The sequence below is a fragment of the Helicobacter pylori genome (assembly GCF_014497725.1).
In the GTDB taxonomy this organism is placed as follows: domain Bacteria; phylum Campylobacterota; class Campylobacteria; order Campylobacterales; family Helicobacteraceae; genus Helicobacter; species Helicobacter pylori_DE.
In genome coordinates, this window is record NZ_JACTGF010000001.1 from 21,418 (window position 1) to 35,815 (window position 14,398).

The following is a 14,398-nucleotide window of genomic DNA, read 5'->3' on the forward strand; positions in this document are numbered from 1 at the left end:
AATTCCTCCTTATTTTTTATTTTTTTAACGGGCTTACGCTTTGCGCTTCAATGGCTTTTTTAATCAAAGAAATCGCTTCTTGCATCGCTTGCGTGCTGACATGTTGGAGGGATTGTATCGCGCTTTCTTGAAAATCTTGACTGCCATTTTTACTCGTTTTGGTCGTTTTATTTTCCAAGCTAGAAATATTTTCATGCTTAATGATCACTCCAGAATGCGAATCGCCTTTCACGCTAATATCATAGCCTAGCGCGAATTCCGCCCTATAGGTAGAATTTTCTTTTTCTAAAAGAGAAAACGACAAAATCGTAAAACGAACCGCATAAGTGGGTGCGCCCGCACCATAAGGGGGCAAAGCCACGCCTAAGCATGCTTTTTGCGCTTCTTGCATGAACATGGTTTTTAACATGTTGCGAGGCAAGTCTATCCATTTTTGGTGTTTCCCATGCGTGATCTGCCCGTCTTTGGCTTTAAACACGATCTCTTTAGTGTTGAATAAATCCGCGCTCAAAATGCTAATGAGCCTTATTTCAGTCAAAGGTTTAGCGCATTGCGTTATTTCAAAAGAACTCGCATTCAAATCATAAGTTCTGATTTCTGGCAGCATTTGTTTTAAATTAATGCTCAAACAACCCTGAAGCAATAGGGCGAGCGCTGATGAGAATGAAAAGATTTTTATCGCCGTAGCTCTCATGGTTATTTCCTTTCTCCAAAAATCGTTTTATAGGGGTTAGCGTCAAATTTATCTATCAAAGCAGAGCCTTTTTCCACAAAATTATCAATGTTTCTTAAGCTCAACTGCGCTTGCATGATTAAAGGAGTGAACATCGCCTTAAAGTCATATTGCCCCTGTTTGACGCGTTTATCCACATCTAAAGCCACATTATTGACATTAGAAACAAGGTTGTTAGCGTTATTAATCAAAGAATCAAATTGAGTCTTTCTTGAATCCAAATTAGCGATGAGATCATCCACTGAAGTGAGAATGTGCTTGAATTTCTCCACGTTTTCATCGTCTAAAATCCTATTCACATTCCTAATCGCTTTCATCACTTCTTGCACCACTTGATTAGCATCACCGCTCAAGCGATCCATAAGCCCTTCTTTAAAGATTAAAATCCGCTCCCCTTTATCGCCACTACCATAAAATTCTTCATTGTGGCTTTGCTCTAAGGCTAAAAATTTTAAACCCATAAACCCTCTAGAAGAAACCGCCACTTTGGAATCTTTACGGATCTTAACGCTGGATTTGATCATCAAATCCAAACGGACCACCCCCACTTTATCCTTTGCAAAACCCACCTTAATGACATTCCCCACTTGAATCCCCTTGTAATTTATGGGCGAGTTGGTCGCAATGCCTCCCAAGTCTTTGTCCGTATAGACCACATATTCATAATACTTCCCGTCATCTAAGCCCAAATGGCCTAGCCATAAAATAAAACCCACCATGCAAACCAAGCATAAAAAGAAGAGCCCGCCGATTAAAGTGTAATTCACATGCCTTTCCAAAATTTCTCTCCTCGTGTTGAATTGAATAAATTGCCTTCATCTAGCCCTTGAGTTTGAGCTTTTTTAATAAAATCCTTTAAATCCCCGTTAAATTCTAATAGCCCGTCTTTGAGCATGATGAATCGATCCACGCAATCATGCACGGAGTCTAAATCATGCGTGATCATCACCACCGTAAGCTGTAAGCTCTCTTTGAGTGTCATGATGAGTTCGTCAAATTTGCCCGCGCTATAAGGATCCAGCCCGCTTGTTGGCTCATCTAAAAATAAGATCTCCGGATTAGTCGCCATAGCCCTTGCTATACCCACGCGCTTTTTCATCCCCCCGCTCAATTCATAGGGGTAAAGATGGTAAGCCCTAGGGGGCAAACCCACTCTTTCAATCCACATTTTAGAAATTTCTTCAACAATTTTTTTAGAATAAGCGCCATATTGCTCTAGCATCACGCCCACATTTTCTAAAACGGTTAGAGAGCTATAAAGCGCCCCAAACTGGAAGCAAATCCCACAGCGGTTAAAAATCTTTTGCTGCTCTGCTTCTTTGAGTTTCCATATATCTTCCCCAAAAAGCAACACTTCCCCCTTTGTAGGGCGATTGAGCAAGATCATGCACCTTAAAAGCGTGCTTTTACCGCTCCCTGACCCTCCTAAAATCGCCATCACTTCGCCCTTATGCACGCTAAAACTCACGCCCCTATGGATAATGGTGCTTCCAAAAGCGCTATGGAGATCCTTCACTTCAATTAAGACTTGATTGTTAGTAGCGTTCATTATATGTTCAACTTAGAAAAGATAATAGAAAAAATAGCGTCTAAGAAAATGATCCAAAATAACGCATTCACAACGCTAATAGTGGTCAAGCGCCCAATGCTCTCGGTATCCCCCTTGACTTCAAACCCGCGCATGCACCCTACCATCGCAATCGCAAACCCCCAAAAAGGGGCTTTGACAATCCCTACCAAAAAATGATTCCAACCCACTGTGTCATGCAGTCTGTCTATATAGCTTGGAAAGCCTAAATCCAATTGGTATTTAATCGCAAACATGCCCCCAAGAATAGCGAACGCATCAGCGATAAACACCAATAAAGGCAAAACAATCACTAAGGCTAACACCCTAGGCAACACTAAAAATTCAAAAGGGTTAAAGCCCATGGTTTTCATCGCATCCAATTCCTCAGTGATCTTCATCACCCCAATTTGGGCGGTAAAACTGCTCGCACTCCTCCCGGCCACCACAAGGGTTAAAATGAAAGGGCCGATCTCTCTTAAAGCGAGTTTGGCCGTCATTTCCACCGACATCAAAGGCGCACCCAAGTCTTGTAGTTGTAAAGCCCCTTGCAAAGCAACGGCAAACCCCACGATAAACACCGTTAAAATACTCACCGGCAAAACCTTAAACCCGGATTCATTAATATGATAGAGCAAAGGAGTGATGCAAAAGCGTTTGGGGTTGAAAACGCTTTTAATGAAGTAAAATAAAATCATGCCGCAAAAATTGAATGCGTTTAAAAAGGTGTTATAAGTCTCCACAAGACTCTTACCCAATTTAGTGATCATGAGTTCGTATTTTTTGCCCGCTTTTTTAGATTCCAAATCGTCTTCTTTTTCAAGCCAGTCTTTAACCACTTTCAAAGCGCAAGCGTTATTCTCGCTCACGTTACACAATTCAATGTTTAAAGAACGCTCCTTGATGAGATCAAATAAAAACATGCCAAAAACAAAATCTATTTTTTGGCACCCTGAAAAATCCATTTTTAAAGACCCTTGATGATCCAATAAATTTTTTTTCAACTCATCTAAACGAAAGACGCTCGTTCTAAAATCCCAATCCCCTCTTAAAATCAGCACAGAGTTAGCCCCATCTTTACGCATCTCTAAAAATTTTTGTTTCTCTGTCTTCATTAAAATACATTCTCTCTTAGATTAGGTAAAATCTATTAACAAAATTTTGTTTGTTAAAGCGACTATTTTAACACAATGATAAACCAAAAAGTTAAACAACATTCCGTTTAATAAAGGATTAATTATTTTTAAAATGTTTAAAAAAATCATTTTTTTGTGCGTTTTTTTGATAGGGGGATTTGTTATTCCACCCCTTGATGCCATGCCTATTTTGCGCAATAAAACCCCTAAAAAAAATTACCAAGAAGCCCATGAAAAGCTCTATAGAAGCATCATTAACCGCCAAAAACTCACTCGTAAAAAAAGCGGGTGGTATTTTTTAGGGGGGGTTGGCGCTGTAGAAGCCATTAAGGACTATCAAGGCAAGGAAATGAAAGATTGGATCGCCACGCTCAATTTAAAAACCGGCGTGCAAAGTTTTTTTAAAAAATACATCGGGATTAGGGGGGTTTTTGCATGGGATCTTGGGTCAGGAAAAGTGAATTACCAAAGCCATAAAGATCCTACCAATTCTTTTTTTACCATACTTGCGGTGGGTTTGGATGTGATTATGGAATTTCCTTTAGGGAGTTATAAGCATTATTTGGGGGCGTTTGGGGGAGCTAGGGGGGCTTTAGTCGTTTATACAGACAAGCAAAATTTCAAGTTTTTTAAACATTCGGTGGTTTCAGGGGGTTTAGCGATTAATGGGGGGGTTATGCTCACGCTTTTTTTAAGGCACCGCATTGAATTAGGGTTTAAAATCTTACCCACCGCCAGATTGCTTTCTAGCTCCAAACGCTTTGAGACTTCGCCCTTATTTTATGCGGCATACAGCTATAAATTTTAACCTTTTAGCCAACTTCAAAAATCCAATCTTTGGGGGCTTCTTGTTCGCCTTGCTGGATGGATAAAAGCAAGTCATAGAGTTGTTTAGTAATATGGCCCGGTGCTTCAAAAAAATAAGATTTGTTATTGTGCGTGATTTCTTTAATGGGTGTAATGATTGCAGCTGTCCCGCACGCTCCAGCCTCTTTAAACGCATCCAACTCATCCATTAGGATTTCCCTCTCTTCTACTTTGAGGTTCAAATATTCTTTAGCCAAAACCATCAAGCTTTTTTTGGTGATGCTTGGCAGAATGCTTGGCGAATGCGGAGTGATAAAGGCATCATCATGCGTGATGCCAAAAAAATTCGCCGCCCCCACTTCTTCAATTTTAGTGTGCGTGGTGGGGTCTAAATAAATGCAATCATCATAGCCTTGCTCTGTGGCCATTTTGTGGGCTAACAGGCTTGCGGCATAATTCCCCCCTACTTTCACCCCACCGGTGCCTTTAGGCGCAGCCCTATCAAAAATCGTAGTGATAAACCTAGCCCCCCCTTTTTCTATACCTCCCTTAAAATACGCCCCCACCGGTGCGCAAAACACGATAAAAAGGTATTCACTGGCCGGCTTTACCCCCAAATTATCCCCTACGCCTATGACAAAAGGGCGCAAATACAAACTCGCCCCGCTTTTGTAAGGAGCGAGCCATTTTTGATTCGCTTTAATCACTTCAGCGCATGCCTTTAAAAACAGCTCTTCGCTCACTTTGGGCATGAGCAGTCTTTCGCATGAAGTTTGCAAGCGTTTGGCGTTTTCTAAAGGGCGAAAAAGAAGAGCTTTCCCCTTTTGAGAGCGATAAGCCTTCAGGCCTTCAAAACAAGCCTGCCCGTAGTGCAAGACCGGCGAGCCTTCGCTGAGTTGTAACGCATTTTCGCTAACCAATCCGCCTTGCGACCAAGAGCCGTTTTTATAAGTAGCGATGAAGCGAAAATCCGTTTTAATGTAGTTAAAGCCTAAATTTTTCCAGTCTAAATTTTCTAAATTTGGCATTTCACACCTTTAAATGGATAGTTTTAGGTATGATTGTATCTAAAAAGGGGTTAAAAATCCCTCAAGTAACTGATTTGAAACGCATAGACTCTACGCACATCAGCCTGTAAGGTGTATCCCTTTTCGTTGGTAATGGAGAAAAGCCGGTGCGTGATCGTAGGCACTTTAATCCCTAATTCCAAACTATTGTATTTAGCGATATGGGTGCGGATCCCAAACTTCCATAAAAACTGGAAATTAGCTGGGCTATAACTGGAATTGCTGTGGTGTTTTGCATAATTAGCGATCTCTTTACTGATGCTCGTTGCCCAACTATCCCCGGCTAATTGGATTCCCACCACAAAACCAAAAACCATGTTTTCTTTATTTACAAAATTCCACAGCGTATCCAGCCCTGCACCATAAGTGAATAAATTGACATAGTATTGCCCCTGATAGGAATCCCTTTCTGTTAAAGTCGTCCCTCCAAAACTAAAGCTATTGTAAATAAACCCGCTCTCGCCCACCGGGATACCCTTTTTCATCACGCCAAAGCGGTTGTGCGCGTAGTCAAAAAACCCATAATAACGCATGCCAAACCATTTTTTCTTACCAAAAAATTGCTTATAGCCCGCTTCAAAACCCGCTCCTGCATAAGGCGGGAACTTTATCAAAGGTTTTTGCAAGCCGTTTTCATTCACCATTTTAGTCTGATTTTGTATCATGCTCACCTGGTAATTGACTCCCACAAAAGCCGCGCTCTCTTCAGCGTTCGCTACAACACCCAAAGCCCCTAACAATATAATTCTTTTCAACATTCAGTCTTTTCCCTTTATTTTTTGATAATCGCTCTATATTATATTAGCTTAAAATGGCTAAGTATTACTTATAAAGAAATAATAATATATTTTTTCTTAAACTCAATTAAAAAACTAACCTTTTAGTTCATTCCAACGATTCGCCACAAACGCGCTCGTTTCTAGCGGCACCCTCAAAGGATAAACCTCATCATTAAGAATGCGTTGGATTTCTTGCTGCAACTCTGGGGCGTTTTTTTCTTCAACCTCAAAAATCAATTCGTCATGCACTTGCAAAAGCAGCCTCACTGAAGGGTTATTTTTGAAACGCTCGCTCACTTTGAGCATGCCCAATTTCAATAAATCGCTGGCACTCCCTTGAAAAATCGCATTCACGCCCTCTCGCAAATAATTGCCCTTAACATAGTCATTCACGCCATTAAAATCAAACACCCGATAACGCCCAAGCAAAGTAAAGGCTTTAGAAGTTTTTAAAATCTCTTCTTTCATGCGGTTTAAATAATCTTTGATGCTAGGGAATCGTTTGAAATACGCCTCTATGTAGCTTTTAGCCTCACTTAAAGGGATGTTTAAAGTTTCGCTCAATTTCTTACTCCCCATGCCATACACCAGCCCAAAATTAATGCTTTTAGCGATGGATCGTTTTTCTTTGGCTAAATCTCCACCAAACAACGCCTTAGAAGTTTCTAAATGGATGTCTCGCCCCTTTAAAAACGCCTCCATTAAATCCTTATCCTGGCTGAAATGGGCTAACAGGCGCAATTCAATTTGCGAATAATCCACCCCCAATAAACAATATTCTTTAGAGCTGGCAATAAAGCCCTTACGAATGAGTAAGCCTTTAGGCGATCGCACCGGGATATTTTGCAAATTAGGCGAATGCGAGCTTAAACGCCCGGTAGCTGTGCCGGTTTGGATGAAAGTGGTATGGATTTTATCGTCTTTGTCTTTTAAGTGCAATAAGGGGGTGGTGTAAGTGTTAAAAAGCTTGTTCAATTCTCTGTATTCTAAAATCAAAGGGATGCTTGGGTGCTTGTCTAGGATTTTTAACAAGTTTTTTTCATCGGTAGAATGGCTTTTATTTTTAGGAAGCCCTAATTTATCATACAAGACTTCGCTAAGTTGCTTGGGCGAATTGAGGTTAAAATCCACACCGATCAAATCCAAAATTTGGTGCTCTAAAATGTTTAATTCATCTTTAAACTCCTGTTCTAAGCGCTTGAAATAAGGCACATCAATCTTAAAGCCTTGAAATTCCATGCCCATTAAAACTTTCACAAACGGCGTTTCAATGTCTCTAGCCAAAATAAGCAAATCCTCTTCTAGCCCCCCTTTTTCAAAGTATTCGCACAAACGCTTTAAAGCGTTTAATTCCATATTCAATTGCTCTGATTTTTCCGCCTTACTTTTTGTCTTAAAATCTTTGATTTTTTCATGCGGAACTAATTCTTCTTTTAAATATTCCCTTAAAACTTCATCAAACCCCACTTTTTCCGGATTCTTTAAAAACGCTAAAATTTGAGTGTCCTGGATATGAATATTTTCCAAAGACACCTGGTATTTGGCTTTTAAAAAGCTCAACAAGGGCTTTAAATCATGCCCAATGATACACGCATGCTGTAAGATTTGAGAAAAAGCGTTTTGCAAAAACTCCAAAGAAAAGGGCGAAAATAACGCCTCTTCTAAGGGTAAAAAATAGCCTTGATCTTGTAATAAAAACGCTAGGGCCAGAACTTTTTTTTCTTTATCCAAAACCAAACGCACAAAAACCCTAGCGTTAGGGTTTTTTAATTTTTCTAAAAACGCGCTCAAAGGCGCGGTGCTTTCCAAAACAATCATGTGCGATTTTTTAGGGGCGTTGTCTAAAATTAAAGGCTTAGGGGAATTTTCTAAATCCCTTAAGGTAGAAATAAAACCATATTCTTTCAATTCATCTTTAATTTTCAATAAGGGGTTTTCGCTAGGAAAAGCGCAACTTAAAAAATCAAATTCTTTAATGCATCCTCTTTCTAAAGTGGCTAATTCTTTGCTTAAAAACGCGCTTGCTTTGTCTTGTATAAGGGCTTGATACATTTTAGGGCTGAGTAAATTTTTCGCCAAGTCTAAATTTTCATAGATTTTCTCCAAACTCCCTAATTGCTGTAACAATTCCTTAGCGTTCTTGCTCCCAATGCCTTTAACCCCCTTGTAATTATCGCTGCTATCCCCCACAATGCCCTGATAATCCGTGAATTGACTCGGCAAAATCCCGTATTTTTCCACGCAATCCTTCGCCAAAAACTCCGTTTTGCCATCAAAAAGCGCGATCTTATCGCTCAAAAGCTGGTTAAAATCCTTATCTTTAGAATAAATGCGGGTTTTATAAGGGCTTAGCGTGGCTAGAGTGGCGATCACGTCATCGGCTTCAAACCCATTCACTTCCACGCAAGTAAAACCCATTTTTTGCAACCATTCTAAGGCGATAGGGATTTGTAAAAGCATCTCTTTAGGGGCGTCTTTGCGGTTTTGTTTGTATTCGCCTAATTTTTCAGCTCTTTTAGTTTTAGTCTGGCTTTCTAGGGCGAACACGATAAAAGGCATGTTTTTTCTGTCTTTATAAAATTTTTTAACCATGCCCACAAGCCCCGTTAAAAGCCCTGTAGGAAAGCCCTTATCGTTGGTTAAAGGCTTATTTTTAGCGCTCATGTAATAGCTTCTAAACAAATACGCAAAGGTATCAATTAAAGCTAAAGTCCCCTCTTTAATGACTGGCTGCTCCATGGTTCAACCCTCTTCAATCAAGCGAATTTTAAATTTATTGTAACACAAGCTGGACCTCATCTCTTTCAAAATAACGAGTTTTTTTGAATGGGTGTTTCTTGGCTGATGATTTCTTTTGCGGCCTGTATTTTAGCGCCGCAGTATTGAGCCACGCCTTGAATGGTTTGTTTCATTAGGGCGTTGATGAGGGTGCGCATGAAATCAAAATCTATTTTACCATGTTGTTTGGTGGGGAGTAGGATTAACTCGTTCTCTACTTTATTAGCCCATGTCGCTAAATTGTCTCGTGAATATTTTGGGTATAAAACTTTTTCAATCGCTGTTTTTATAAATAAGTTACATAAAAAATTAGGATTACCATTTTTAAATTTTATAAAATAGCTTTCAGCTAAAATCCCTACCTCATCTCTATGGGCATAAGTTAATCCTGTAGCAATTACGCCATTATAGATAATAGAAATGATATTATTATAGGTTTCAAAATCACCTTTTTTACCCCAATACATAATGCCATTATTCCCCTTTTTGCAATAAACTAGGGGGATATTGTGTGTGTCTGTAATGCTTTTTGAAGTTGCCTTAAATTTATCCCCCTTGCCTAAAAATCTTGCGCTCACTTTTTCAAACAAATCCCCTAATCTGAAGTGTTGCCATGTTAAGCCGCATGGGGTATTACCCCCCCCCCCCAGAATTGTTGCCGTTGAAAAGATTGAGGGCGTTTTCTTCATCGTTAGAAAGGGTGGTGTTTTCTAGCCCTGTAGCTTTTAAATAAGCCTGAAGTTCGGCGAGCCGACACTGCTCAAGTTCGGCTATGAATGTTTCCATGAAATGAAAATCAATATCCTCAAGGGTTTGATTTTTAGCAGTGGGTTTTAGGGGTAGAGAAAATTTAAACTCTGCAATGCTTTCTGTTGTAGAGCCTAGCCCCCAAGTCAAGGGCTTTAAAATAAATTGTAAAATCGTGCTTATAAAATGTAAAATTTTAGGGCTTTTGAAAGCAAATTTTGGTTTTAAAATTTTAACCTTATTGCCTGTAAAATAAGGTTGTTTTTGATAAAACACGGTGAAAGTGTCTTGCGCGAACGAAAGGGTATTTTTTTCATTAGTAAATGTAGGGTCATCTATAATAAAGCCTTTTATACCATTGTTAGTTGTAGCACGCACGACATAAGGGTAGCTGTTTTCTATTTGTGTGTCATGGATTTTTATCGTGTTGGCATGATAAATTTTCTTGCTTGACAACACTTCAAACAAATCCCCTAATTTGAACTCGCCCCACTTAATAGCGTTGAGTTGGCTACTAAGGGGGCCAATCACTTTGGGGGTGTTTGGTTTTTTAAAATCAAGCCCACTTCATAAGAAAGGTAATCGGCTATCGTTCTTTTAAAATCCTCTAATTCGGGTTTAGTCTCATTCTTTTGGTGGGCTTCAAAATTAAAGTCTTTAGCATGCTTGTTTTCGCACGGCTTAGCGATAAAATCTTCAATATAGATTGTTTCTAAATCGCCCCACAACTCTTTAGAAACCTTAGCGTTTAAGCCGGCTTTGTAAATTTTAATGATTTCTTCGTAGCGTTTGGTGGGGTTAGAGGTTTCATTTAAGCCTCTTTTGGTGCGTTTGAAGCCGTCGTTTCTAAAGTCTATGAATTTAACGGGCTTTTCATAGTCGTGCGGCTCATGGGCTTTAAAAATATAAACGCTGGTTTGCACCCCGGCTTGAGGCATGAATAAATCGGTGGGCATTTTAACGCTCGCTAAAAGCGAATGTTTTTTTAAAATTTCAACATTGGATTTTAACGCTTGCCCGCTCCCTGCGCTATCTTGGATAATGATCGCTCCTAAACCGCCTTTTTGCATATGCTCTAACCCAAACTTGATAAAAGGCATGCCGTTTTCTCCGTAGCTAAAAGGAGGGTTTAATAAAAGGATATTGGGTTTGAAATCCTCATAAATCTTTTTATTGGTTTCAAAAGTGTTGCCTTTGATGATTAAACTTGAGCCATCGCCTCTTAAAATCATGTTAGTGGTGGCTAGAGAAAACATTTCAGCGTTAAGCTCCACTCCTAAAAGCTGCGTGGTTTTCATGTTTTTGATTTTTTCATTCGCTATAGTGGTGTTTTTACCATAGGTTTTTTCAATGTCTTCAATCATTAGCACCATAGAAGAAATTAAAAAACCGGCGCTCCCTGCGGCTAAATCCATCACAAAGGATTTCGCGTTAACCCCTAAAAGTTCGCTCATCATTTTAGTTGCATAAGGTGGGGTTAAAACAATGCCCAATTCCTTACCATCCCCTAAAGCGTATTTTAAAAATTCGCTATAAAGTTCGCCCATGATGTCTAAATGACCGGTATTGTCGCTTTCATTAATGGGCTTATGGACAAATTCATAAAGAAAGGTAAAAATTTGCTTAGTGATGCTTGAATCTTTTTCTAAAAGCATGCTTATGGCTTTATCCAGGCTCGTTATTTTATCGCGCTGCGGGTCTTTACTGATTTCTTTAAAACTGGCGAGCATCAGATCTCGTTTTTCTTCGCTCAAGTTTTTGGTTTTCAAAAATTCGCTGATTTGGTTAAACACTAAAACGCCATCACGGCTAGTGTCGGTTATTTCGCCTTTTAAATCGCTTGGTTTTAAGCCCCCTTTTTTGCCCTTAATTTCTTGCATGGATAAAAGCATGCCGCTCACATATAGCACGCGCTGAGGCGCGGTGATGTTGTGGTTATGCATAAGGCGGTTGAGTTTTTTAGCGGTTTCGTTTAGATCGGCTTTGGTTTTGATTAAAATGGAATGCTTTTCTTCTTCCGTGAGCGTGCATTCTTTATAAAAAGCGTTAAACGATTCTTGATTTTCTAAAAAATGCAGGTTTTTAGCGTTAGTGAGTTTGTGCGAATTGATCCCGCTTGCAAAAACATAATACACTTCTATCAAAAGGTTTTCTTCATCATCGCCGGCTATGCCTATGGCGATACATTCTTTATATTTTTCTTTGTCTCTTAGGATATTTTGAGCGTAGTGTAAAGCCCCATTCACGGCGAATTTTGAAATGGAATGATCATCGTTTTGCAACGCGCTGTTTTTGAGCTTTTTCAAATTTTTAGCGTAGAGTTTGTTTTCTATGATTACAGGGATAACGCTTCCTTTATTTTTAGGGTGCGTGTATTTTTCTAAGCTGAAATCTGGCTCGCCATAAGAAGTTTTATCTTTGGTTTTACTCGCATTCAAAAGAGCGTTTTTAAGGCTAGGACTCATTTGGCTTTTAACATTAAAATCCGTATTTTTCACAAGCCCTAAATTGGTCAATTCTTTTTTGACATAGTCATCAACATCATCTTCTAACCGAAAAGCTTGCATGGTTTTATCCTTTTAAAAAACAAAATTATAACTCATTCATCCGCGCTGCAAAGCGCAATCGCAAAGTGGGCTTTGATGTTTAGGGTTTTAAGGTATTTTAGGGCTTCTTTTAGGGTGGTGCCGGTGGTGATAATATCATCTAATAAAAAATAATCTAAACTTTCATCGCCTTTGAAGGTGAAATTCCGTGGGTTATTGGCGCGAAATTCCAGGCTTTTCCCGGCATACGAAACAGCATTATTAGCCCTTAAACGCCCGTAAGTGGCTTTTAAATTGCCTTGACAAAAGCCTTTTAAAAGCGCGGCTGAATGCGAGTAAAAGGATTTGATTTTATCATCAATGGCGATGCCATAAAAGGGAATATTCAAGCCTTGTTCTTGTAAGATTTTTACAAATTCCGCGCCGGCTTTTTGAGAAAGCAAGGGCAAAATGCGAGAGCCAATCAGCGTGTATTTGCTTTTAATGAGTTCTTCTATTTCGCTATAAGCGTAAAAACTATACACGCTCACGCCCTCTAAAACCCTTACTTTTAAATTTAAGGGCAAATCGTTCAAGCAATTTGGGCAAAGAGGCTTAAAAGAAAGCTTCAAACAAGTTAAACAACGCATTCAATAAAGGCGGCGATTTTCTCGTGCAAGTTTTTAGCGCTTTTTTGAGCGTCTAATTCCAAAACTTCGCACCCGAATTTTTCTTTTAGCGCGTAAGCGTGGGTTTTGAGTTTTTGCTGGATTGTGAGCAATTTTTCTGTGCCTTGGTTTTCTATTTTGTCTAAACTTTTAAGGCTTAAGCGCTGTTTTAAGCCCTCTTTGTCTATCACTAAAAGAATGATTTTTTCAGGCAAGATGCTTTGAGTGGCGAGCAGGTTTAATTCTAAGCTTGAAAATTGGCTATAAGCCATGCCAGAGATCAAACTCCTGTCGCTAATGATGAGCTTTTTTTCTTTCAATGCCGGTTTTATCACGCTTTCTACATGCTCAGCCCTATCGCTTAAAAACAAAAACGCTCTAGCCAATTCGCTGATGTTTTCATTCAAAGCAATATGCCTTAAACTCTCGCCCATTCTCGTCCCCCCTGGCTCTTTGGTAAAAAGGGCGTTTTTAAACCGGTCTTTTAACAATCCTACTTGAGTGCTTTTGCCCGCGCCATCAACGCCTTCTAACACCACATACATTTTAAGCCTTTGAAATCAAAGGATAAATTTCTTTAGGCACTAAATGGCTCGCATCGCCCTTATGCGCGATAATGGATCGCACGATAGAAGAGCTGATGAAAGCGTTTTGTAAAGTGGGCATGAAATACAAGGTTTCTAATTCGTGGTTTAAAGATTTGTTCGCATAGCCCATTTGCAATTCGTATTCAAAATCGCTCACCACCCTTAAACCCCTAACTAACACCTTACAATCGTATTCTTTAGCCAGATTGGCTAACAGCCCTTCAAACGCCACGCATTCTACATTTTTAAAACTTTTAGTGGCGAGTTGCATCATTTTTAAGCGCTCATCTAAACTAAACATGGGGTTTTTAGCGCTTGAGTGCGCCACAGCGACAATGAGCTTTTCAAACAATTCGCTAGAGCGGTGGATAATGTCTATATGCCCGTTAGTGACCGGATCAAAAGTGCCCGGGTAAATGCCGATTTTTTGCATCAGTTCATTCCCCATCGCGGGTATAAGTCATTTTCTATTCCCAGGCTGTCAAACCACTTCCCCACTAAAAAATCTTGCATCGCTTCTAAAGTCTTGCTTTGGGTGTAATAAGTCATCACCGGCGGCGCAATGATCGCATTAGAATGAGCGAGTTTGAGCAAATTTTCCAACATGATAGCGCTTAAAGGCATTTCTCTAGGGGCAATGAGTAAGGGGCGCTTTTCTTTAAGCATCACAGACGCGCTCCTAGAAATCAAATCCCCCCCAAAGCCATGCGCGATTTTAGCCACCATGTCCATGCTCGCTGGAATGATCGCCATTTTATGGATACCATAACTCCCTGAAGCGATGCTCGCATGGATGTCTTGCTCGTTAAAAAAAGTCGCGCTAGGCCGTAAATCTTTCATGGCGTTTTTAAGGTTGATATTAGATTCTTCTAACGCCACGACATGCGCGTTTTTAGACGCTACGACAAAAACTTCAATTTCTTTGGGTAATTTTTCTAAAAACCGCAAGGCTAGGGGTATCCCGCTCGCCCCGCTGATGCCTAAAACTAATTTCATGAATATCC

The 14,398-nt window shown here is 39.8% G+C and carries 14 protein-coding genes and 1 pseudogene; 1 reads left to right on the forward strand and 14 read right to left on the reverse strand.

Annotated elements, in window-relative coordinates; translation table 11 throughout:
- Positions 1-16 precede the first annotated feature (16 nt).
- From H7N69_RS00120 to H7N69_RS00135, 4 genes are read right to left on the reverse strand one after another with little or no spacing between them, the layout of a single operon-like run.
- Positions 17-694: a hypothetical protein gene (locus H7N69_RS00120; protein ID WP_187884259.1), complete on the reverse strand. Its 678-nt coding sequence runs from the start codon at positions 692-694 to the stop codon at positions 17-19.
- Between the two features lie 2 nt (positions 695-696).
- On the reverse strand, positions 697-1,512 hold the full coding sequence (locus H7N69_RS00125; protein ID WP_000439510.1) for an MlaD family protein: 816 nt from the start codon (positions 1,510-1,512) through the stop codon (positions 697-699).
- A complete protein-coding gene (locus H7N69_RS00130; RefSeq protein ID WP_000994580.1) occupies positions 1,497-2,282 on the reverse strand; it encodes an ABC transporter ATP-binding protein in 786 nt (261 codons plus the stop codon). The genes H7N69_RS00125 and H7N69_RS00130 overlap by 16 nt, the downstream gene beginning before the upstream one ends.
- Entirely contained in the window at positions 2,282-3,415 is a 1,134-nt protein-coding gene (locus tag H7N69_RS00135) for an ABC transporter permease (RefSeq protein WP_000845812.1), read from the reverse strand. Before H7N69_RS00135 ends, H7N69_RS00130 begins: the two co-directional genes overlap by 1 nt.
- A 133-nt stretch (positions 3,416-3,548) precedes the next feature.
- Between H7N69_RS00135 and H7N69_RS00140 the strand changes: the two genes are divergently transcribed.
- Positions 3,549-4,244 (forward strand): outer membrane protein, encoded by a 696-nt coding sequence (locus H7N69_RS00140; RefSeq protein WP_187884261.1) that lies wholly within the window; start codon positions 3,549-3,551, stop codon positions 4,242-4,244.
- A gap of 4 nt (positions 4,245-4,248) precedes the next feature.
- Here H7N69_RS00140 and ilvE read toward each other — a convergent pair whose 3' ends face one another.
- The 10 genes and pseudogenes from ilvE to H7N69_RS00190 form a co-directional block, all read right to left on the reverse strand.
- Positions 4,249-5,271 (reverse strand): branched-chain-amino-acid transaminase, encoded by a 1,023-nt coding sequence (gene ilvE / locus H7N69_RS00145; RefSeq protein WP_187884263.1) that lies wholly within the window; start codon positions 5,269-5,271, stop codon positions 4,249-4,251.
- Positions 5,272-5,321: 50 nt separating this feature from the next.
- Positions 5,322-6,068, reverse strand: coding sequence for an outer membrane protein (locus tag H7N69_RS00150; RefSeq protein WP_187884265.1), 747 nt, complete (start codon positions 6,066-6,068; stop codon positions 5,322-5,324).
- 114 nt (positions 6,069-6,182) lie between these two features.
- Positions 6,183-8,828: a DNA polymerase I gene (gene polA, locus H7N69_RS00155; RefSeq protein ID WP_187884267.1), complete on the reverse strand. Its 2,646-nt coding sequence runs from the start codon at positions 8,826-8,828 to the stop codon at positions 6,183-6,185.
- Between the two features lie 65 nt (positions 8,829-8,893).
- Positions 8,894-9,457: an N-6 DNA methylase gene (locus tag H7N69_RS00160; RefSeq protein WP_187884269.1), complete on the reverse strand. Its 564-nt coding sequence runs from the start codon at positions 9,455-9,457 to the stop codon at positions 8,894-8,896.
- A pseudogene (locus H7N69_RS00165) lies at positions 9,449-10,145 on the reverse strand (restriction endonuclease subunit S); the annotation flags it as partial. The pseudogene H7N69_RS00165 and the gene H7N69_RS00160, both read right to left, overlap by 9 nt.
- Entirely contained in the window at positions 10,142-12,181 is a 2,040-nt protein-coding gene (locus H7N69_RS00170; RefSeq protein ID WP_187884273.1) for an HsdM family class I SAM-dependent methyltransferase, read from the reverse strand. The gene H7N69_RS00170 and the pseudogene H7N69_RS00165, both read right to left, overlap by 4 nt.
- A gap of 32 nt (positions 12,182-12,213) precedes the next feature.
- On the reverse strand, positions 12,214-12,789 hold the full coding sequence (locus H7N69_RS00175) for a ComF family protein (protein WP_187884275.1): 576 nt from the start codon (positions 12,787-12,789) through the stop codon (positions 12,214-12,216).
- Positions 12,777-13,352, reverse strand: coding sequence for a dTMP kinase (tmk, locus tag H7N69_RS00180; RefSeq protein WP_187884277.1), 576 nt, complete (start codon positions 13,350-13,352; stop codon positions 12,777-12,779). Before tmk ends, H7N69_RS00175 begins: the two co-directional genes overlap by 13 nt.
- Position 13,353: 1 nt before the next feature.
- The gene (coaD, locus tag H7N69_RS00185; RefSeq protein WP_187884279.1) at positions 13,354-13,827 is read right to left on the reverse strand and encodes a pantetheine-phosphate adenylyltransferase; all 474 of its coding nucleotides are present in this window, start codon (positions 13,825-13,827) and stop codon (positions 13,354-13,356) included.
- Positions 13,827-14,390 carry a UbiX family flavin prenyltransferase gene (locus tag H7N69_RS00190; protein ID WP_000780113.1) on the reverse strand — a complete coding sequence of 188 codons (564 nt, stop codon included), beginning with the start codon at positions 14,388-14,390 and terminating at the stop codon, positions 13,827-13,829. The genes coaD and H7N69_RS00190 overlap by 1 nt, the downstream gene beginning before the upstream one ends.
- Positions 14,391-14,398: the final 8 nt, after the last annotated feature.